The organism is Brevundimonas sp. LPMIX5, assembly GCF_003576505.1.
Lineage (GTDB): Bacteria > Pseudomonadota > Alphaproteobacteria > Caulobacterales > Caulobacteraceae > Brevundimonas > Brevundimonas naejangsanensis.
Window position 1 is genome coordinate 1 of sequence record NZ_QWTZ01000007.1, and the last position, 17,195, is coordinate 17,195.

Consider the following 17,195-nt stretch of genomic DNA (forward strand, 5'->3'; position numbering starts at 1 on the left):
CAAGCCCTCTCCCGCCGGGAGAGGGTCTCAGAGAGCCAGCACCACCCTCGCCGCCTCTGCGTCGGCCTCAATCTGAACCTTGAGCGCGTCCAGGCCGTCGAACTTCATCTCGCCGCGCAGGAAGGCGATCAGTTCGGTCTCCAGCACCTTGCCGTAGAGGCTCTCATTGAAGTCCAACAACCAGACTTCCAGCAAAGGCTGTTCGATCTCGAACATCGGGCGCACGCCCAGATTGGCGACGCCGTTGATGACCCGCCCGTCCGGCAGACGGGTGCGCGTTGCATAGACCCCATAGGCCGGGCGCATGTAGTCGCCCATCGCCACATTGGCCGTCGGCACGCCGATGGTGCGGCCGCGCTTGTCGCCGTGGATCACCTCGCCCTGAATGGCGAAGGGGCGGCCCAGAATGGCGGCGGCGCGGTCCATGTCGCCGGCCTTCAACGCCTCGCGCACGGCGCTGGACGACAGCTTGAGCCCTGAGGCGTCGTCGATGCGATCGGTGACGGAGACGGTGAATCCCAGCGTCTCGCCATAGGCTTGAAGCAAGGCGGGCGAGCCGGAACGGCCCTTGCCGAAGGTGAAGTCGAAGCCGACGGCGGCGTGGGCGATGCCGAGGCCTTCGGACAGGACGCGTCTGGCGAATTCCTCGTCCGTCATGCCCGCCATCTCACGGTCGAACGGCAGCAGATACAGGCGGTCGACGCCCAGCGGCGCCAGGGCGCGCGCCATCTGGTCCGGCGTCATCAGGCGGAAGGGCGCGGCCTCGGGCTGGAACAGACGGCGCGGATGGGGATCGAAGCTGACCACGGCCAGGGGAACGCCCAGCCGGTCGGCCGCCTGGCGCGCCGAGGCGATGACCGCCTGATGGCCGCGATGCACGCCGTCGAAGGCGCCGACGGCGACGGCCGCCCCCTTCTGAGCGTCCGTAAGACCGCGCCAGTCGCGAATGACTTCGACCACTTCAGGCGGCCTTCAGCGCGCCGAAGGCTTGCGGCGACGCGGCACGCGCACGACGGCGACGCCGTCCATGATCAGCTTGTCCTCGACAAAGCCCTCGCATTTCAGCTGGGCGCGGGCGCCTTCATGGTCCAGCTCGATGACCGTGATCTGAATGCGCACCATATCGCCGATCCGTACCGGGAAATGGAACGACAGGGTCTGGGAGATGTAGATCGACCCCGCGCCCGGCAGGATGGTGCCCACCACCGCCGAGCCGAAGGCCGCCGACAGCAGGCCGTGGGCGATGCGGCCGCGATAGGCCGTCTTGGCGGCGAAGGCTTCATCCAGATGCACCGGATTGAAGTCGTCGGACGCCTCGGCGAACAGACGAATCCGCTCTTCGGTGACGTGAACCGTCTTCTCTGCGGCCATGCCGACGTGGAGTTCGTCGAGGATATAGCCGCCCGACGGGTGCGCTTGGACCAGATCAACCATGTGCGGCCTTTAAGGCAGGTGCGACGAAATGGCGAGACTTACCAGGTCAGTTCCAGCGCGGCGTAGCGAGCGAAGGTCGTCTCGGCGCGAAGCAGTTCGGCGGCGCGCGCCGGATCCAGGGAACCGTCGGCCGCCTTGGCCGCATCGCCGTGAATGCCCTGTGCGATGAACAGGCAGTCCAGCGCCTGCTCGGCGGCGCCCAGGACATCGGTCACCACGCCGTCGCCGATGCACAGCACACGTGAACGGTCGACGGCGCGGCCCAGCAGGCCTTCCGCCTCCTTCAGCGCCAGGGCGTAGATGGGCGCGAACGGCTTGCCCGCCATGATCACCCGTCCGCCCATCGACTCATACAGATCGGCGATGGCGCCGCCGCAATAGATGATCGTATCCCCGCGCTGGACCACGCGATCGGGGTTGGCGCAGATCAGCTCCAGTCTGCGTTCAGCCGCCGGGATCAGACGCTCGCGATAGTCCTCGGGCGTTTCGGTCGTGTCGTCATAGGGGCCGGTGACGGAGATGAAGGCGGCGTCCTCGGCGCCGTGGGCGCTGGTCAGATCCAGACCTTCATACAGGGCGAAGTCGCGATCCGGGCCGATGATCCAGGCCGGGCCGGGCGCGCGGCGCGCCAGCTCCATCCGGGTGGCGTCGCCCGAGGTGACAAAAGCCTTCCAGGCGCTGCGCGGCACGCCCAGACCGTCCAGTTGCGCCACCACGTCCGAAGACGGGCGCGGCGAGTTCGAGATCAGGACGACATGGCCGCCCTTCTCGTTGAACTTGGTCAGGGCCTCACAGGCGGCGGCCCAGCTCTCGCGTCCGTTGTGGATCACGCCCCAGACGTCGCAGAGCAGGATATCGTAGTCATCGGCGACGGCGGACAGGCGGGGCAACGGATGAGGCTGGGTCATGCCCCGCTTATAGCGAGTGAAAACCGGGGGGAAAGGCCGTGGCCGACGATCGGTCCGTCTGCGCTTTCCCTCTTCGCCGCCGCACGTCTTCCTGCTAACCGGCTGGACATGAAGATTTCCCGTCTCGCGATTTCCCGTCTCGCGCTGGGCGCCTACGGCATCGCCCTGGCCGTCATCATCCTGGACCAACTGACCAAGGCCTGGGTGCTGGGGGCCATCGACGCCGCCCATATCTCCCACATCCCCGACGGCTATCGCATCGCCGAGGTCGCGCCGCCGGTCTTCAACCTGACCTATGTGCTGAACACGGGCGTCAGCTTCGGCCTGTTCGGCGGCGGCGCGGGGCGCTGGATCCTGAGCATCTTTTCGGTCGTGGTGGCGGGCCTGCTGGCCTGGTGGGCGACACGGGCGAATCGCCGCCTGCTGGTCGCGGCCATCGGCCTGGTCATGGGCGGCGCCGTCGGCAACGTCATCGACCGCATCCGCTTCGGCGGCGTGGTCGACTTCCTCGACTTTTCGGGCACGGGCCTGTTCCCGTGGATTTTCAATGTGGCCGACAGCGGCATCACCATCGGGGTTATGCTGCTGATCCTGGACAGCTTCCTGTCCGAGCGTCGCACGACTGTTGGCGCGGCCCACGAAAAGTCGTAATCACACCCTCTTAACTTATCGACCCGAGCCAGCGCCCCGACGGGCGCGCCTCCCGGAGCCGAACGACCCATGCGTATCCGTCCCGTCCTGATCGCGACCCTGGCCGCCGGCGCGGCCCTCAGCCTGAGCGCCTGCGGATCGATGAAGCAGAGCATCGGCCTGTCCAAGGTCGTGCCGGACGAATTCGTCACCGTGGCCAGCGCCCCCCTGGTGGTGCCGCCCGAATACGGCCTGACCCCGCCGACGCCGGGCGCCCCGCGTCCGCAGGAACTGGCCCCCGAAAGCGCCGCGCGCCAGATCCTGCTGGGTCAGCGCCAGGCGGTGACCCGCACGCCGGGCGAACAGGTCCTGGCCGCCGAGGCCGGCGCCGACCGCGCCGACCCCTTGGCCCGCTATGTCGTCGATGACGAGTTCGGCAACCTGGCGCACAAGGAAGAAAGCTGGGCCAATCGCCTGATGTTCTGGCGCAAGAACGATCCGTCCAGCCAGGCTGCGACGGTGACCCAGACGCCGGAGGGCGCCAAGACCATCGACGCCTCCAGCGAACACGCCCGTCTGGAAGCCCTGACCGGCGGCCGCGAGGGCATCACCATCGCCCCGCGTCGCGACACCCGCTTCAAGCTGCCGGGCCTGTAAGCGGCCCCAAGCCGTCCGAGAGATTAAAGGCGCGTTCGTTCGACGGACGCGCCTTTTTACTGTTTGGATCAGGTCGTCAGGGCGCGCGGCAGTTTGAAGGTCACGGTCTCGCGGGCGCCGTCGTCCTCGGTCACGGTGACGTCGAAGCGAGTCCGCAGGGCGTCGATCACCCCCTGCACCAGCGGCTCGGGCGCCGAGGCCCCGGCGGTCACGCCGATCGTCTCGACCCCGTCGAACCAGCTCCAGTCCAGATCGCCCGCGTCATCGACCAAACGCGCGTCGCCTGCGCCCGCCTTAAGCGCCACATCCACCAGCCGCGCCGAGTTGGAGGAGTTCTTGGACCCCACCACCAGCACCAGGCCGCAACCGTCGCCCAGCCGCTTGACCGCCTCCTGACGGTTGGTGGTGGCGTAGCAGATGTCTTCCTTGTGCGGGTCGGGCAGTTCGGGGAAGCGCCGCTTCAGCGCCGCCAGAATCTCGGCGGTGTCGTCAACGGACAGCGTCGTCTGGGTGGCGTAGGCCAGCGGCTGATCGCCGGGACGCTGGAAGTTTTCCGCATCCTCGACCGTCTCCACCAGACTGATCGCCCCGGCGGGAAGTTGGCCCATCGTGCCGACGACCTCGGGGTGGCCCGCGTGGCCGATCAGGATGACGTGGCGGCCTGCAGCGAAATTGCGCTCGGCCTCGACGTGGACCTTGGACACCAGCGGGCAGGTCGCGTCCAGAAACAGCATCTCGCGCGAGCGGGCTGTGGCGGGCACCGACTTGGGCACGCCGTGCGCCGAGAAAACGACCGGCCGGTCGTCCGGGCACTCATCCAGTTCCTTGACGAAGACGGCGCCCAGCCCTTTCAGCCGATCGACGACATGGCGGTTGTGGACGATCTCGTGGCGCACATAGACGGGGGCGCCGTATTTCTCGATGGCGCGCTCCACGATCTGGATCGCCCGGTCCACCCCGGCGCAGAAGCCGCGCGGCGTCGCCATGCGGACGATCAGGGGGCGTCGTTGAAACTGTGAGGGCGGTACAGGCGCGTTCATGGCCGCGAACTTAGGACTTTGCGCGCCGGATCGCCACCGGAAGTCCGCGCGCCGTTTGCCGCGCCTCGCTTTAGCCGCTATCACCACCCAGCGTGGCCCGTTCGGGCGTCTGATCGGCCCGCCTTCATCGACTGCCGGAAAGCTCCTGATGCGTCGCGTCCTGACCGCCCTCGCCGCCCTTTCTCTTACGGCCGCGCTGATCCCCCACGCCGCCGAGGCCCAGAGCGGGCGCCCACAAGGCGGCCAACAGGGCGGACAGAAGGCTGAAAAGGCGCCGTCGCGCCCGATGCGTTTCGCTCCGCTCAGCCGCCGCGCCAACGCCGGTCCCTGCCCCTATGTGAAGATTCTCTACGACGCGGCCCGCTATGTCGAACTGGCGGACTATGAGCGTCCCTCGGCCAGCGGCGTCGGCTTCACCGGCGAGATCGAAGGCGTCAATTCCGACTGCACCTATCGCGAAAACGATCCGATCCGTCTGGACATGAATCTGCTGTTCAGCCTGGGCAAGGGTCCGCAGGCGCAGGGCGACGCCCGCACCTATCGCTACTGGATCGCCGTGACCGAGCGGAACTCCGCCGTTCTGGCCAAGGAATATTTCGACCTGCCGGTGACCTTCGGCGGCGCCGACCGCACCCAGGCCGAGGCCAGCCAGACCATCGTCATCCCGCGCGCCGAGGCCACCACCAGCGGCGGCCACTTCGAGGTCCTGATCGGCTTTGAGATCACGCCCGAAAACGCCGAGTTCAACCGATCCGGCAGCCGTTTCCGCCCGACTGCGGGCCAACAGACCGACTAAGACATGACCGACCTCAAGACTTCTCTTAGCGAAGCGGTCGGGTCCGCCTTCGCCGCCGAAGGCGTGGACAAGGCCCTGGCCCGCGTCACCGCCTCCGACCGTCCCGATCTGGCCGACTTCCAGTCGAACGGCGCCCTGGCCGCCGCCAAGGCGCTGAAAGCCAATCCGCGCGAACTGGCCGCCAGGGTGGCCGAGCGTCTGGCCGCCGATCCGCGCCTGTCGTCGGTCGAGGTCGCCGGGCCCGGCTTCATCAACATGACGCTGTCGAATGCGGCTCTGGCGCAGCGCGCAGCCGAGGTCGCGGCGGACGAAGAACTGGCCGGCGCCTCGCGCGTCGAACCGCGCAAGGTCGTCATCGACTACGGCGGCCCAAACGTGGCCAAGCCCATGCACGTCGGCCATTTGCGCAGCGCCATCATCGGCGAGAGCCTGAAGCGGCTGTTTCGCCTGCGCGGCGACGAAGTAGTCGGCGACGCCCACTTCGGCGACTGGGGCTTCCAGATGGGCCTGCTGATCACCGCCTGCGGCGACGAAGGGCTCGCGGACGCCTTCATGGCCGAGGGCGACGGCCCCTTCCCGGCGCAGACGCCGGTGACTCTGGCCGACCTGGACCGCCTGTATCCGCTGGCGGCGGGCAAGGCCAAGGAAGACCCCGCCTTCCGCGACCGCGCCCGCAAGGCGACCGCCGAACTACAGGGCGGTCGCCCCGGCTATCGCGCCCTGTGGCAGCACTTCGTCGCCGTCAGCCGCGAGGCGCTGAAGCGCGAATATGACGACCTGTCGGTCGACTTCGACCTGTGGAACGGCGAGAGCGACGCCGATCCCCTGATGGAGGAGATGATCGCCGACCTGAAGGCCAAGGGTCTGCTGGTCGAGGACGACGGCGCCCAGGTGGTTCACGTCGCCCGCGACGGCGAGACCCGCAAGAAGAAGCTGGCCGACGGCTCGGTGATCGAGGCGCCGTCGCCCCCGCCCCTGCTGGTCATCAGCTCGGAAGGTTCGGCCATGTACGGCACGACCGACCTTGCGACGATCCTGGACCGCAAGAAATCGATCGGCCCGGACCTGATCCTCTACGTCGTGGACGAGCGTCAGGCCGAGCATTTCGAACAGGTCTTCCGCGCCGCCTATCTGGCCGGATACGCGCCTGAGAAGTCGCTGGAACACCTCGGCTTCGGCACCATGAACGGCGCCGACGGCAAGCCGTTCAAGACCCGCGCGGGCGGCGTCCTGAAGCTGCGCGACCTGATCGATCAGGCGACCGACAAGGCGCGCGAGCGTCTGCACGAGGCCAGGTTGGGCGACGACCTGCCCGCCGAAGAGTTCGAGGATATCGCCCACAAGGTGGCGGTGGCCGCGCTGAAGTTCTCGGACCTGTCGAACAACCGCACGACCAGCTACGTCTTCGACCTCGACCGCTTCATGAGCTTCGAGGGCAAGACCGGCCCCTATCTGCTGTATCAGGCCGTGCGGGTGAAATCCCTGCTGCGCAAGGCGGCGGAACAGGGCGTGGCCTTCGCCCCCATCATCATCAAGGAAGCCGCCGAACGCGATCTGGCCCTGACGCTGGACGCCTTCGACGCGGCCACGGCCGACGCCTATGACAAGCGCTCGCCCAACCTGATCGCCGAACACGCCTATCGGCTGGCCCAGAGCTTCTCGAAGTTCTACGCCGCCTGCCCGATCCTCGTCGCGCCGGACGAAGCGACCAAGGGCTCGCGTCTGGCCCTGGCCGCCGCGACCCTGCACCAGTTGGAGACGGCGCTTCGCCTGCTGGGCATCGAGACGCCCGAGCGGATGTAATGTGATAAGGGGGAGGCGACCGCCAAGGAGCCTCCCCTCATGTCCCTCGACGCCTTCATCGCCGGCCTGCCCAAGGCCGAACTGCACCTGCACATCGAAGGCTCGCTCGAGCCGGAACTGATGTTCGAACTGGCGCAGCGCAACGGCGTCGCCATCCCCTACGACAGCGTCGAGGCCGTGCGCGCGGCCTACGACTTCTCGAATCTGCAGGACTTCCTCGACATCTATTACGCGGGCGCCGCCGTGCTGCTGACCCGTCAGGATTTCGAGGATCTGGCCTGCGCCTATTTCCAGCGCGCCGCCGCCGACAACGTGCGCCACGCCGAGATTTTCTTCGATCCCCAGACCCACACCGACCGGGGCGTGCCCTTCGCCGTGGTGGTCGAGGGCCTGATCGCGGGCATGGACCGGGCCAAGGCGGAGTTGGGCGTCACCAGCGGCCTGATCCTCAGCTTCCTGCGCCACCTCAGCGAGGACGAAGCCTTCGCCACGCTGGAGATGGCCAAGCCCTATCTGCACCACTTCATCGGCGTCGGGCTGGATTCGTCCGAGGTCGGCCACCCGCCGTCAAAGTTTCAGCACGTCTTCGCCGCCGCGCGCGAACTGGGTCTGAAGCTGTGCGCCCATGCGGGCGAGGAAGGTCCGCCCGAATACGTGCGCGAGGCGCTGGACCTGCTGCACATCGACCGCATGGACCACGGCAACCGCTCGATGGAGGACGAGGCCCTGATCGCCCGTCTGGTCGCCGAGCAGATGACCCTGACGGTCTGCCCCCTGTCGAACCTGAAGCTGTGCGTAGTCAAGGATCTGAGGGACCACCCGGTCCCGGAAATGCTGCGCCGGGGCCTGCACGTCACCCTGAACTCGGACGACCCCTCCTATTTCGGCGGCTATGTGAACGCCAACTATATCCAGTTGGCCGAGGCGGTCGGCCTGACGCGGGAGCAGGTGACGCAACTGGCGAAGAACAGTTTCGAAGGCAGCTTCCTGAACGACGCCGACAAGGCCGCGAGGATCGCCGAGGTCGATGCCTACGCGGCGGCGAACTGAGACCCTTCCTTCCGTCATCCTCCGGCAAGCCGCGCAAGCGGCGCAGACCGGGGGATGTCGAACGAAGGAGGCGGGCCGCGCCAGACCTCACTATCGAGCCACAAATGTTCCTGATATGTTCACCACATGGAGCACCCCGGCCGAAAGCCTGATGAAGACGCCGCCGGGCTGCGCTGGCTGTTCATCGACCTGAACGCCTTCTTCGCCAGCGTCGAGCAGCAGCAGAACCCCAACTGGCGCGGCAAGCCGGTCATCGTCCGCCCGGCGATCAGCGAATACACCGGCGCCATCGCCGCCAGCTATGAGAGCAAGGCCTTCGGCGTCCGCACCGGGATGCAGGTGGCCGAGGCGCGCCGCCTGTGCCCCGGCCTGATCGTCGCCGAGGCGCGGCCCGACCTCTATGTTCAGGTCCACAAACAGATCATGGCCGAGATCGACCGCCACGTGCCGGTGTGGAAGGTCGGCTCCATTGACGAATGCTCGTGCCAGTTGATCGGGCCGGAGCGGCGCGAGGCGAACGCCGTCGCCCTGGCCCGGCGCATTCCAGGCGGGGATCATGGAGAATGTGGGCGAGTGCCTGCGGTCCTCCATCGGGCTGGCGCCTTCACGGTTTCTGGCCAAGACGGCCTGCGGCATGAAGAAGCCCGCCGGGCTGACCATATTGCGCGCCTATGAACTGCCCGGCGCCGTCCTGCACCTGCCGCTGTCGCAGTATCCGGGTGTCGGCTCGCGCATGCAGCAAAGGCTGGCCGCGGCGGGCGTCACGGACACGGCGGGTCTATGGAACATGACCGCCAAGGAGGCGCGCGCGGTCTGGAACAGCATCGAGGGCGAGCGCATCTGGCGCGGCCTGCACGGCCTCGACAGCGAGCCAACGCCGGAAAAGCCCCCCGCCTCCATCAGCCACAGCCATGTGCTGGCGCAGGCCATGCGCAACCCGGACAAGGCTCGGGCGGTGGCGCGGCGCCTGATGGTCAAATGCGGGGCGCGGCTGCGACGGATGGGGCTGACGGGCGCAGGCATCAGCCTGCATCTCGACATGGGCCCGAAGGGGACCAAGCGCGGCTGGGACACCACGGGCCTGAACCGCGCCGTCACCCCGACGCAAGACACCTTCGCCCTGCTGGCTGCGCTGGACGCGCTGTGGCGCCGGGTCGAGCCGGAACTGGAGGCCGGGCGGTTGAGCTATGTCGGCGTCGGCGTCCACGGCCTGACGGCGCGCGACGCTTTCGAGGCCGACCTGTTCGACATCGGCCCGGATCAGGGCGGCGACGCGCCGTCCCTGCGCCTGTCGCAGGCGCTGGATGCGCTGAACAAACGCTATGGCAAGGACACGGTCAGCATCGGCCCCAAAGCGGGCCTACCCGACTACATCGGCGCCAAGATCGCCTTCACCCGCATCCCCGACGAGGCGGACTTCTATGAGTAGCGAACGCTTGTTCCCTTTCGTCATCCTCCGGCGAGCGGAGCGAGACCGGGGGACCCAGCGGCGCGCGTGAGCGCGAAACAGCCACACGCCGCGTACGTTGCAAGGATCGCCTTCGGCGCCGCTGGGTCCCCCGGTCTGCGCCGCTACGCGGCTTGCCGGAGGATGACGAAAGAAAAAGAGCCGTCAGCCGACCAGCGACGCGGCTTCGATCTCCGCCACCTTCAGCGCGATAAAGCTGGCCCTAGCCGCCGCCGCCGTGTCCGGGGCGATGGCGCGGCAGGCGTCTTCGATGACCACGGCCTCAAAGCCTTCGTTCACCGCGTCTTCGGCGGTGAAGCGGACGCAGTAGTCATAGGCCAGACCGCACAGGAAGACGCGCTTCACGCCCAGATCGCGCAGCAGGCCCGCCAGACCCGTCGCCGTCCTGTGGTCGTTCTCATAGAAGCCGGAATAGGAATCCACCGCCGGATTATAGCCCTTGCGGACCACGGCCAGCGCCTTGTTCACCGCAGGCGCGACGTCGGGGTGAAAGTCCGCCCCCGGCGTCCCCTGCACGCAGTGATCCGGCCACAGCATCTGCGGACCGTAGGCGACCTCGATCTGCGTGAAGGGCGCCGCGCCTGCGTGGTTGGAAGCGAAGCTGATCTGGTCCGGCGTGTGCCAGTCCTGGGTGGCGATGACGGTCGCGAACCGTTCGGCCAGTTGGTTGATCAGGGGCATGATCGCCGCCCCGCCCTGCACCGCCAGGGCGCCGCCCTCGCAGAAGTCGTTCTGGGCGTCGATGACCAGCAGGGCGTCAGAAGCGTCGATCTCCATGGCGTCAGGCCGCCGCGATCTGGTCGACTTCGTTGGCCGAGCCGAGCACGACCGGCACCCGCTGGTGCAGTTCGGTCGGGGTCACGTCCATGATGGCCTGCCTGCCGTCGGTAGTGGACTTGCCGCCCGCCTGCTCGACCAGGAAGGACATGGGGTTGCCCTCATACATCAGGCGCAGCTTGCCCGGCTTGTTCGGCTCGCGCTTGTCCCACGGATAGAGGAAGACGCCGCCGCGCATCAGGATGCGGTGCACGTCGGCCACCATGGCGGCGACCCAGCGCATGTTGAAGTTCTTGCCGCGCGGGCCGTCCGCGCCCTTCAGGCAGCCGTCGACATAGCGCTGGACGCTCTCGGCCCAGTGGCGCTGGTTCGACATGTTGATGGCGAACTCTTTCGTATTGGCGGGAATACGCACGTCCTCATGCGTCATCAGCCAGCGGCCGTCCGGCGCCAGGGTGAAGCCCGCCACGCCCTTGCCCGTGGTCAGCACCAGCATGGCCTGACCGGCATAGACGGCGTAGAGCGCCGCGACCTGATGTCGCCCCGATTGCAGGAAGTCGGCCTCGGTCGGCTGGGCCGAAGGCGATTTCAGCACCGAGACGATGGTGCCGACCGGCGCATTGATGTCGATGTTGGACGAGCCGTCCAGCGGGTCGAACAGCACCAGATACTCGCCCGCCGCATTGGCCGAGGGCTGCATCGTGTCCTTTTCCTCGGACGCCACGCCCGCCACGGCGGGACAGGCCAGCAGGGCCTCGGTCAGCAGGTCGTCGGCGATGACGTCCAGCTTCTTCTGCTCTTCGTCCTGCACATTGACGGCGCCCGACGCGCCCAGCGCCCCGACCAGGGCGCCGCCCGCCACCACCTGACGGATCTCGACGCAGGCGGCGGCCGCCGTCGTCAGTGTCGCGACCAGTCCCTGCGGCAGGTCGAGGGAGGCGAGGTGGGCGGCGAGATCGGTGCGGGCGGTCATGACGTCCTTGAAATCCTGTGGGCGAAGCGGGGTTCCGCCCCTCATGGCCCTTAGGATCGACGGCGGCAAGTCCGGCGCCGCTTGACTTCGCGCCGGATTCACGGCCTTAGGTCGAACGCTCTCGCGGGAGAGACCGGGGCCGTTCGCGGCGCCCGGAGCCGAAGGCGCAACCGCCCCGGAAACGCTCAGGCAAAAGGACCGCGAAAGCGCACGGACGCTGGAAAGTCGCTGAAGGACGGAGGGTCCCGACGCGCGCCGACGGAGCAAGGCCGAACCTTTTCAGGAACGGTCGGAATCTCTCAGGCTTCGAAGACAGCGGGGGCGCAACGACGGCGAAGCTATCGCCGCAACCTGCGACCCGGAGGCGACGCCATGAGCGATCAGGCCCTTAAGACTACCCCCCTCAACGCCGCGCATCGCGCGCTGGGCGCCCGCATGGTCGGCTTCGGCGGCTATGATATGCCGGTCCAGTATGAAGGCGTGCTGGCCGAGCACCGCTGGACCCGCGAGCACGTCGGCCTGTTCGACGTCTCCCACATGGGTCAGGCGCGCATCACCGGCGCCGACGCGATTGCGCAGTTCGAACGCCTCGTCCCCGGCGACTATGAAATCGTGAAGCCCGGCAAGCAGAAATACACTCTGCTGCTGAACGAACAGGGCGGCGTGATGGACGACCTGATGGCGGGCAAGCCGTTCGAGGACGGCCTCTACATCGTTGTCAACGCGGGCAATAAGGACGCCGACTTCGCTTTCCTGAAAGCCAATCTGTCGGGCGATGCGAAGCTTGAGGTGCTGGACCGCGCCCTGCTGGCCATCCAGGGGCCGGAAGCCGCCGCCGTCATGGCCGCCCATTCGGCTGAGCTGGCCGACATGGGCTTCATGGATTGCCGCGCCATCCGCCTCTTCGACGAAGACTGCATCGTCTCGCGCTCGGGCTACACCGGCGAGGACGGCTATGAGATTTCCCTGCCCAGCGCCGCCGCAGAGCGCGTGTGGAACCTGCTGCTGTCGGACGAGCGGGTGAAGCCGGTCGGTCTGGGCGCGCGCGACTCCTTGCGTCTGGAAGCCGGTCTGCCGCTGCACGGCCACGATATCGACGCCGCAACCACTCCGGTCGAGGCGGGGCTGACCTTCGCCCTGTCCAAGTCGCGCAAGGAACGCGCGGACTTCGCCGGGGCCGACGTCATCCTCAAACAACTGGCCGACGGCCCGGCGCGCGTCCGGGTCGGCCTGCACGTCAAGGAAGGCGCCCCTGCCCGAGAAGGCGCCGAGATCGCCGACATGGACGGCGCCGTCATCGGCAAGGTCACTTCGGGCGGCCCCTCCCCGTCGCAGGGGCGCAACATCGCCATGGGCTATGTGCCGCCCGCCTTCGCCGAGCTGGGCGCGGAACTGAAGGTTCTGGTGCGCGGCCGTCCGGCCGCCGCCGAAGTCGTCGCCACGCCCTTCGTGCCGACCCGCTACTACCGGAAGCCGAAGGCCTAACGCCTTCCTTCCGCTCCTCGGCGCAGGGCCGAGGAAGACGCCTTGAAACAAAGCCTGGACCACAGGCTCTATGAGGAAGACCAAGATGAAGTTCACCAAGGATCACGAGTGGGTTCGCCTCGACGGCGACGTCGCCACGGTCGGCATCTCCAAGCACGCCGCTGACGCCCTGGGCGACGTGGTGTTCGTCGAGACGCCGGAAGCCGGCAAAACCGTCTCGGTCGGCGACAGCTTCGCCGTCGTGGAATCGGTCAAGGCCGCCTCTGACGTCTACGCCCCGATCGCGGGCGAAGTGATCGAAGGCAACGCCGTGCTGGCGACCGCCCCGGAAACCGTCAACGCCGACGCCGAGGGCGAAGGCTGGTTCGCCAAGATCAAGGTGTCCGACGCCTCGGTGCTGGACGGCCTGATGGACCGCGCCGCCTACGACGCCTACCTGACCACCCTGTAAGTTCCGCTGTCGTCCTGGACGGCGCGGCGCGCCGGTCCGGGGTCGCCGGATTTCCCGCCGCTTGAAGCGCTCCCGGAGCGTCGCGCCCCGCGACCTCCGGGATGCCGCCGAGGACCTGTAATGCGCTACCTCCCCCTGACGCCCGACGACCGTGAGGCCATGCTGGCCGCCATCGGCGCCAAATCCATCGACGACCTGTTCATCGACGTGCCGCAGGCCGCGCGCCGCGACGGCTTGGTCGATCTGCCCCGCGTGGCGGGCGAGCTGGAGGTCGAACGCGCCCTCTCGGCCATGGCGGGCAAGAACGCCACGGCCTCGACCGTGCCCTTCTTCTGCGGCGCGGGGGCCTATAAGCACCACATCCCGGCCACGGTGGACCACGTGATCCAGCGGTCGGAGTTCCTGACCAGCTACACCCCCTATCAGCCGGAAATCGCACAAGGCACCCTGCAGTACCTGTACGAGTTCCAGACCCAGGTCGCGAACCTGACCGGCATGGAAGTCGCCAACGCCTCGCTTTATGACGGCTCGACCGCCATGGCCGAAGGCGTGCTGATGGCCACCCGCGTGACCCGCCGCAACAAGGCCGTCATCTCGGGCGGCGTCCACCCCCACTACGTCAAGGCGACCGAGACCGTGGTCCACGCCGTCGGCGTCGAGACCCAGGCCCTGACGCCCGCCGTTGACGCCGAAGACGCCGTCATCGCCGCCATCGACAAGGACACGGCCTGCGTCGTCGTCCAGACCCCCAACGTCTTCGGCACCGCCACCGACGTGACGAAGATCGCCGAGGCCGCCCAGGCTGCGGGCGCCCTGCTGATCGTCGTGGTGACGGAAGCCGTGTCGATGGGCCTGTTGAAGTCGCCCGGCGAAATGGGCGCCGACATCGTCGCGGCCGAAGGCCAGTCGATCGGCAACGCCCTGAACTTCGGCGGCCCCTACATCGGCCTGTTCGCCACGCGCGAGAAGCTGCTGCGCCAGACGCCCGGCCGCTACTGCGGCGAGACCGTGGACGCCGAGGGCAAGCGCGGCTTCGTCCTGACGCTGTCCACGCGCGAGCAGCACATCCGCCGCGACAAGGCGACCTCGAACATCTGCACGAACTCGGGCCTGTGCTGCCTGGCGTTCAGCATTCACATGAGCCTGCTGGGCGAGACGGGGCTGCGCCAGTTGGCTCTGCTGAACCACGAGAAGGCGGTCGCCACGCGCGACGCGCTCGCCGCCATTCCGGGCGTCGAAATCCTGACCCCGCGCTTCTTCAACGAGTTCGCGGTCAAGCTGCCGAAGAACGCCGCTGACGTGGTGCAGACGATGGCCGACAACGGCGTCCTGTGCGGCGTGCCCTACAGCCGCCTGAACCCGGATGCGGGCCTCGACGACGTGCTGCTGGTCGCCGCCACCGAGACGACGCTGGACGCCGACATCAAGATCCTGGCGGGTGCGCTCGCCAAGGTTCTGGCCGCCTGAGGGAGATTGGAATCATGAGCACGATGAACACTGTCGGCCGTCCGACCGCCCCGAACGCCGCCTCGGACGCGTCCTACAAGCCTGCCACCCTGACCGGCGGGCGCGGCCTGCTGCAGGACGAGCCGCTGATCTTTGAAGGCGAAGGCTGGGGCAAGACCGGGGTCGACCTGCCGAAGCCCGCAACGGATGGCTCTGACCTGGGCGACCTGGTCCGCAAGGATCCGATCGGCCTGCCCGGCCTGTCCGAGCCCGAGGCCATGCGCCACTATGTGCGCCTGAGCCAGAAGAACCACGCCATCGACCTGGCCGTCTATCCGCTGGGCTCGTGCACGATGAAGCACAACCCGCGCTTGAACGAGAAGATGGCGCGCCTGCCCGGCTTCTCCGACATCCACCCGCTACAGCCGCAGTCGACGGTGCAGGGCGCGCTGGAGCTGATGGACCAACTGGCCCACTGGCTGACGACGCTGACGGGCATGCCTGCGGTCGCCCTGTCGCCCAAGGCGGGCGCCCACGGCGAGCTGTGCGGCCTGATGGCCATCCGCGCCGCCCACCAGGCCAAGGGCGAGCACGAACAGCGCCGCAAGGTGCTGGTCCCCACTTCGGCCCACGGCACCAACCCGGCCACGGCCGCCTTCGTCGGCTATTCGGTCGTGGAAGTAGCCCAGACCGACGACGGTCGCGTCGACGTGGCCGATCTGGCGTCGAAGCTGGGCCCGGACGTGGCGGCCATCATGGTCACCAACCCGAACACCTGCGGCCTGTTCGAGCGCGACATTCTGGAGATCAGCCGCCTGACCCATGAGGCGGGCGCCTACTTCTACTGCGACGGCGCCAACTTCAACGCCATCGTCGGCCGGGTGCGCCCGGGCGACCTGGGCGTCGACGCCATGCACATCAACCTGCACAAGACCTTCTCGACGCCGCACGGCGGCGGCGGTCCGGGCGCCGGTCCGGTCGTGCTGTCGGAGGCCCTGGCCCCCTTCGCCCCCGCCCCTTGGGTCGTGAACACCGGTGATGGCTACAAGCTGGTCGAGCGCGAGGAAGACGAGGCCGAACAGGCCTTCGGCCGCCTGTGCGCCTTCCAGGGGCAGATGGGCATGTATGTCCGCGCCCTCAGCTACATGATGTCCCACGGCTCCGACGGCCTGCGTCAGGTGGCTGAGGACGCCGTCCTGAACGCCAACTACATCAAGGCCCGTCTTGAGGACCTGATGAGCCCGGCCTTCCCCGAAGGACCCTGCATGCACGAAGCCCTGTTCGACGACGAATGGCTGAAGGGCACGGACGTCACCACGCTCGACTTCGCCAAGGCGATGATCGACGAGGGCTTCCACCCGATGACCATGTATTTCCCGCTGGTCGTCCACGGCGCCATGCTGATCGAGCCGACCGAGACGGAATCCAAGGCCGAACTGGACCGCTTCATCGAGGCCATGCGCCTGCTGGCGGGCGCAGCGAAAGCTGGAGACGTCGACCGCTTCAAGGGCGCCCCCTTCCATGCGCCCCTGCGGCGTCTGGACGAGACCCGCGCCGCGCGCTCGCCGCGTCTGCGCTGGGCCGCGCCGGAAGGCTCAAACCGCGCCGGTTGATCGGCTCTGCAAGCCTGACTTCAGCGAACGCCGTGTCTTTCGGGACACGGCGTTCTGCATTTCTGGGCCGACTTACGAAAGCGTCATGGCGACGCCGCCTTTCGGCCTTGTCTCATGCGTTTACTGATTATCGGCCTTCCCTGGCCGCCATCTTGATCGAGACGCCGCCCCGTGACCCTGGTCCTGCCCTCTCTGAGCCCGCCGCCGCCCCGTCCGGGGCTGGCGCGGCGCATGCGCCGTCTGGCGCTTATGGGTGTGGGCTTCTTCGTCATCCTGCTGGGCGTATTGATCGCGCCCCTGCCCGGCCCCGGCGGCGTGCCCGTCATCGCCCTCGGTCTGGTGATCGTCCTGCGCAACTCCTGGTGGGCCAAGCGCCAGTTCATCCGCGCCCAGCGCGCCCGGCCCAAATGGGTCTATCCCTTCCGCCGCCTGATGCGGAAGAAGCCCGAAATTGCCCCCGTCTTCTGGCAACAGACCCTGCGCGCCGAGAAGATGGTGCTGCGCCGCCGTCGACGCCCGCTGGCGCGCTTTCGTCGCCGCCTGCGCCGCGGCTGGCGCGCCTTCCGGCAATAAAGGCCAAGCTAAGGCGAACACAGGAATGTGAACCGGGTTCACCCCCGAGCGCCCCTGAACGGCGTATGCTCCCCCTTGCGTAGTCACGAGG

At 67.9% G+C, this 17,195-nt stretch carries 18 protein-coding genes and 1 riboswitch; of the genes, 12 read left to right on the forward strand and 6 right to left on the reverse strand.

Features of this window, described 5'->3' with window-relative positions:
* Nucleotides 1-27: 27 nt before the first annotated feature.
* From D1604_RS08830 to D1604_RS08840, 3 genes are read right to left on the reverse strand one after another with little or no spacing between them, the layout of a single operon-like run.
* Nucleotides 28-960: a bifunctional riboflavin kinase/FAD synthetase gene (locus D1604_RS08830; protein ID WP_119412998.1), complete on the reverse strand. Its 933-nt coding sequence runs from the start codon at nt 958-960 to the stop codon at nt 28-30.
* A gap of 12 nt (nt 961-972) precedes the next feature.
* Entirely contained in the window at nt 973-1,434 is a 462-nt protein-coding gene (locus tag D1604_RS08835) for a MaoC family dehydratase (RefSeq protein ID WP_029673216.1), read from the reverse strand.
* 38 nt (nt 1,435-1,472) lie between these two features.
* A complete protein-coding gene (locus D1604_RS08840; RefSeq protein WP_119412999.1) occupies nt 1,473-2,342 on the reverse strand; it encodes a TIGR01459 family HAD-type hydrolase in 870 nt (289 codons plus the stop codon).
* A gap of 108 nt (nt 2,343-2,450) precedes the next feature.
* Here D1604_RS08840 and lspA point away from each other — a divergent pair, with 108 nt between their 5' ends.
* Nucleotides 2,451-2,993: a signal peptidase II gene (gene lspA / locus D1604_RS08845; RefSeq protein ID WP_119413000.1), complete on the forward strand. Its 543-nt coding sequence runs from the start codon at nt 2,451-2,453 to the stop codon at nt 2,991-2,993.
* A gap of 69 nt (nt 2,994-3,062) precedes the next feature.
* A complete protein-coding gene (locus D1604_RS08850; protein WP_024353382.1) occupies nt 3,063-3,629 on the forward strand; it encodes a DUF3035 domain-containing protein in 567 nt (188 codons plus the stop codon).
* Between the two features lie 68 nt (nt 3,630-3,697).
* Here the strand turns inward: D1604_RS08850 and ispH are convergent, their stop codons facing one another.
* Entirely contained in the window at nt 3,698-4,669 is a 972-nt protein-coding gene (gene ispH, locus D1604_RS08855; protein ID WP_119413001.1) for a 4-hydroxy-3-methylbut-2-enyl diphosphate reductase, read from the reverse strand.
* A 148-nt stretch (nt 4,670-4,817) separates the two neighbouring features.
* Here ispH and D1604_RS08860 point away from each other — a divergent pair, with 148 nt between their 5' ends.
* The 5 genes from D1604_RS08860 (at nt 4,818) to D1604_RS15930 (ending at nt 9,747) form a co-directional block, all read left to right on the forward strand.
* A complete protein-coding gene (locus tag D1604_RS08860; RefSeq protein ID WP_024353384.1) occupies nt 4,818-5,465 on the forward strand; it encodes a hypothetical protein in 648 nt (215 codons plus the stop codon).
* 3 nt (nt 5,466-5,468) lie between these two features.
* Nucleotides 5,469-7,268 carry an arginine--tRNA ligase gene (argS, locus tag D1604_RS08865; protein WP_119413002.1) on the forward strand — a complete coding sequence of 600 codons (1,800 nt, stop codon included), beginning with the start codon at nt 5,469-5,471 and terminating at the stop codon, nt 7,266-7,268.
* Nucleotides 7,269-7,307: 39 nt separating this feature from the next.
* On the forward strand, nt 7,308-8,318 hold the full coding sequence (locus D1604_RS08870; RefSeq protein WP_119413003.1) for an adenosine deaminase: 1,011 nt from the start codon (nt 7,308-7,310) through the stop codon (nt 8,316-8,318).
* Between the two features lie 126 nt (nt 8,319-8,444).
* On the forward strand, nt 8,445-8,993 hold the full coding sequence (locus tag D1604_RS15925) for a DNA polymerase Y family protein (RefSeq protein ID WP_233551995.1): 549 nt from the start codon (nt 8,445-8,447) through the stop codon (nt 8,991-8,993).
* A complete protein-coding gene (locus D1604_RS15930) occupies nt 8,953-9,747 on the forward strand; it encodes a DinB/UmuC family translesion DNA polymerase (protein WP_233551997.1) in 795 nt (264 codons plus the stop codon). Before D1604_RS15925 ends, D1604_RS15930 begins: the two co-directional genes overlap by 41 nt.
* Nucleotides 9,748-9,930: 183 nt before the next feature.
* On the opposite strand, the gene pncA is transcribed toward D1604_RS15930, so the two are convergent.
* Entirely contained in the window at nt 9,931-10,563 is a 633-nt protein-coding gene (gene pncA, locus D1604_RS08880; RefSeq protein ID WP_119413004.1) for a bifunctional nicotinamidase/pyrazinamidase, read from the reverse strand.
* Nucleotides 10,564-10,567: 4 nt separating this feature from the next.
* Entirely contained in the window at nt 10,568-11,536 is a 969-nt protein-coding gene (locus D1604_RS08885) for a class 1 fructose-bisphosphatase (RefSeq protein WP_119413005.1), read from the reverse strand.
* Nucleotides 11,537-11,650: 114 nt separating this feature from the next.
* A riboswitch (glycine riboswitch) is annotated at nt 11,651-11,747 on the forward strand.
* 161 nt (nt 11,748-11,908) lie between these two features.
* Here D1604_RS08885 and gcvT point away from each other — a divergent pair.
* From gcvT to D1604_RS08910, 5 genes are all read left to right on the forward strand, one after another.
* The gene (gcvT, locus tag D1604_RS08890) at nt 11,909-13,021 is read left to right on the forward strand and encodes a glycine cleavage system aminomethyltransferase GcvT (protein WP_119413006.1); all 1,113 of its coding nucleotides are present in this window, start codon (nt 11,909-11,911) and stop codon (nt 13,019-13,021) included.
* A gap of 85 nt (nt 13,022-13,106) precedes the next feature.
* Nucleotides 13,107-13,472, forward strand: coding sequence for a glycine cleavage system protein GcvH (gcvH, locus tag D1604_RS08895; protein WP_024353391.1), 366 nt, complete (start codon nt 13,107-13,109; stop codon nt 13,470-13,472).
* Between the two features lie 120 nt (nt 13,473-13,592).
* On the forward strand, nt 13,593-14,939 hold the full coding sequence (gene gcvPA / locus D1604_RS08900) for an aminomethyl-transferring glycine dehydrogenase subunit GcvPA (protein ID WP_119413007.1): 1,347 nt from the start codon (nt 13,593-13,595) through the stop codon (nt 14,937-14,939).
* Between the two features lie 14 nt (nt 14,940-14,953).
* On the forward strand, nt 14,954-16,531 hold the full coding sequence (gene gcvPB / locus D1604_RS08905) for an aminomethyl-transferring glycine dehydrogenase subunit GcvPB (RefSeq protein ID WP_199683739.1): 1,578 nt from the start codon (nt 14,954-14,956) through the stop codon (nt 16,529-16,531).
* 171 nt (nt 16,532-16,702) lie between these two features.
* Entirely contained in the window at nt 16,703-17,104 is a 402-nt protein-coding gene (locus D1604_RS08910) for a PGPGW domain-containing protein (protein WP_024353394.1), read from the forward strand.
* The last annotated feature ends 91 nt before the right edge of the window (nt 17,105-17,195 follow it).

Excerpts from the sequence above, each read along its gene's own strand:
- ispH (WP_119413001.1), bottom strand. The coding sequence starts at position 4,669 with ATGAACGCGCCTGTACCGCCCTCACAGTTTCAACGACGCCCCCTGATC.
- D1604_RS15930 (WP_233551997.1), top strand. The coding sequence starts at position 8,953 with ATGAAGAAGCCCGCCGGGCTGACCATATTGCGCGCCTATGAACTGCCC.
- gcvH (WP_024353391.1), top strand. The coding sequence starts at position 13,107 with ATGAAGTTCACCAAGGATCACGAGTGGGTTCGCCTCGACGGCGACGTC.
- pncA (WP_119413004.1), bottom strand. The coding sequence starts at position 10,563 with ATGGAGATCGACGCTTCTGACGCCCTGCTGGTCATCGACGCCCAGAAC.
- D1604_RS15925 (WP_233551995.1), top strand. The coding sequence starts at position 8,445 with ATGGAGCACCCCGGCCGAAAGCCTGATGAAGACGCCGCCGGGCTGCGC.
- D1604_RS08835 (WP_029673216.1), bottom strand. The coding sequence starts at position 1,434 with ATGGTTGATCTGGTCCAAGCGCACCCGTCGGGCGGCTATATCCTCGAC.
- D1604_RS08885 (WP_119413005.1), bottom strand. The coding sequence starts at position 11,536 with ATGACCGCCCGCACCGATCTCGCCGCCCACCTCGCCTCCCTCGACCTG.
- D1604_RS08870 (WP_119413003.1), top strand. The coding sequence starts at position 7,308 with ATGTCCCTCGACGCCTTCATCGCCGGCCTGCCCAAGGCCGAACTGCAC.
- argS (WP_119413002.1), top strand. The coding sequence starts at position 5,469 with ATGACCGACCTCAAGACTTCTCTTAGCGAAGCGGTCGGGTCCGCCTTC.
- gcvPA (WP_119413007.1), top strand. The coding sequence starts at position 13,593 with ATGCGCTACCTCCCCCTGACGCCCGACGACCGTGAGGCCATGCTGGCC.
- gcvT (WP_119413006.1), top strand. The coding sequence starts at position 11,909 with ATGAGCGATCAGGCCCTTAAGACTACCCCCCTCAACGCCGCGCATCGC.
- D1604_RS08860 (WP_024353384.1), top strand. The coding sequence starts at position 4,818 with ATGCGTCGCGTCCTGACCGCCCTCGCCGCCCTTTCTCTTACGGCCGCG.
- lspA (WP_119413000.1), top strand. The coding sequence starts at position 2,451 with ATGAAGATTTCCCGTCTCGCGATTTCCCGTCTCGCGCTGGGCGCCTAC.
- gcvPB (WP_199683739.1), top strand. The coding sequence starts at position 14,954 with ATGAGCACGATGAACACTGTCGGCCGTCCGACCGCCCCGAACGCCGCC.
- D1604_RS08840 (WP_119412999.1), bottom strand. The coding sequence starts at position 2,342 with ATGACCCAGCCTCATCCGTTGCCCCGCCTGTCCGCCGTCGCCGATGAC.
- D1604_RS08850 (WP_024353382.1), top strand. The coding sequence starts at position 3,063 with ATGCGTATCCGTCCCGTCCTGATCGCGACCCTGGCCGCCGGCGCGGCC.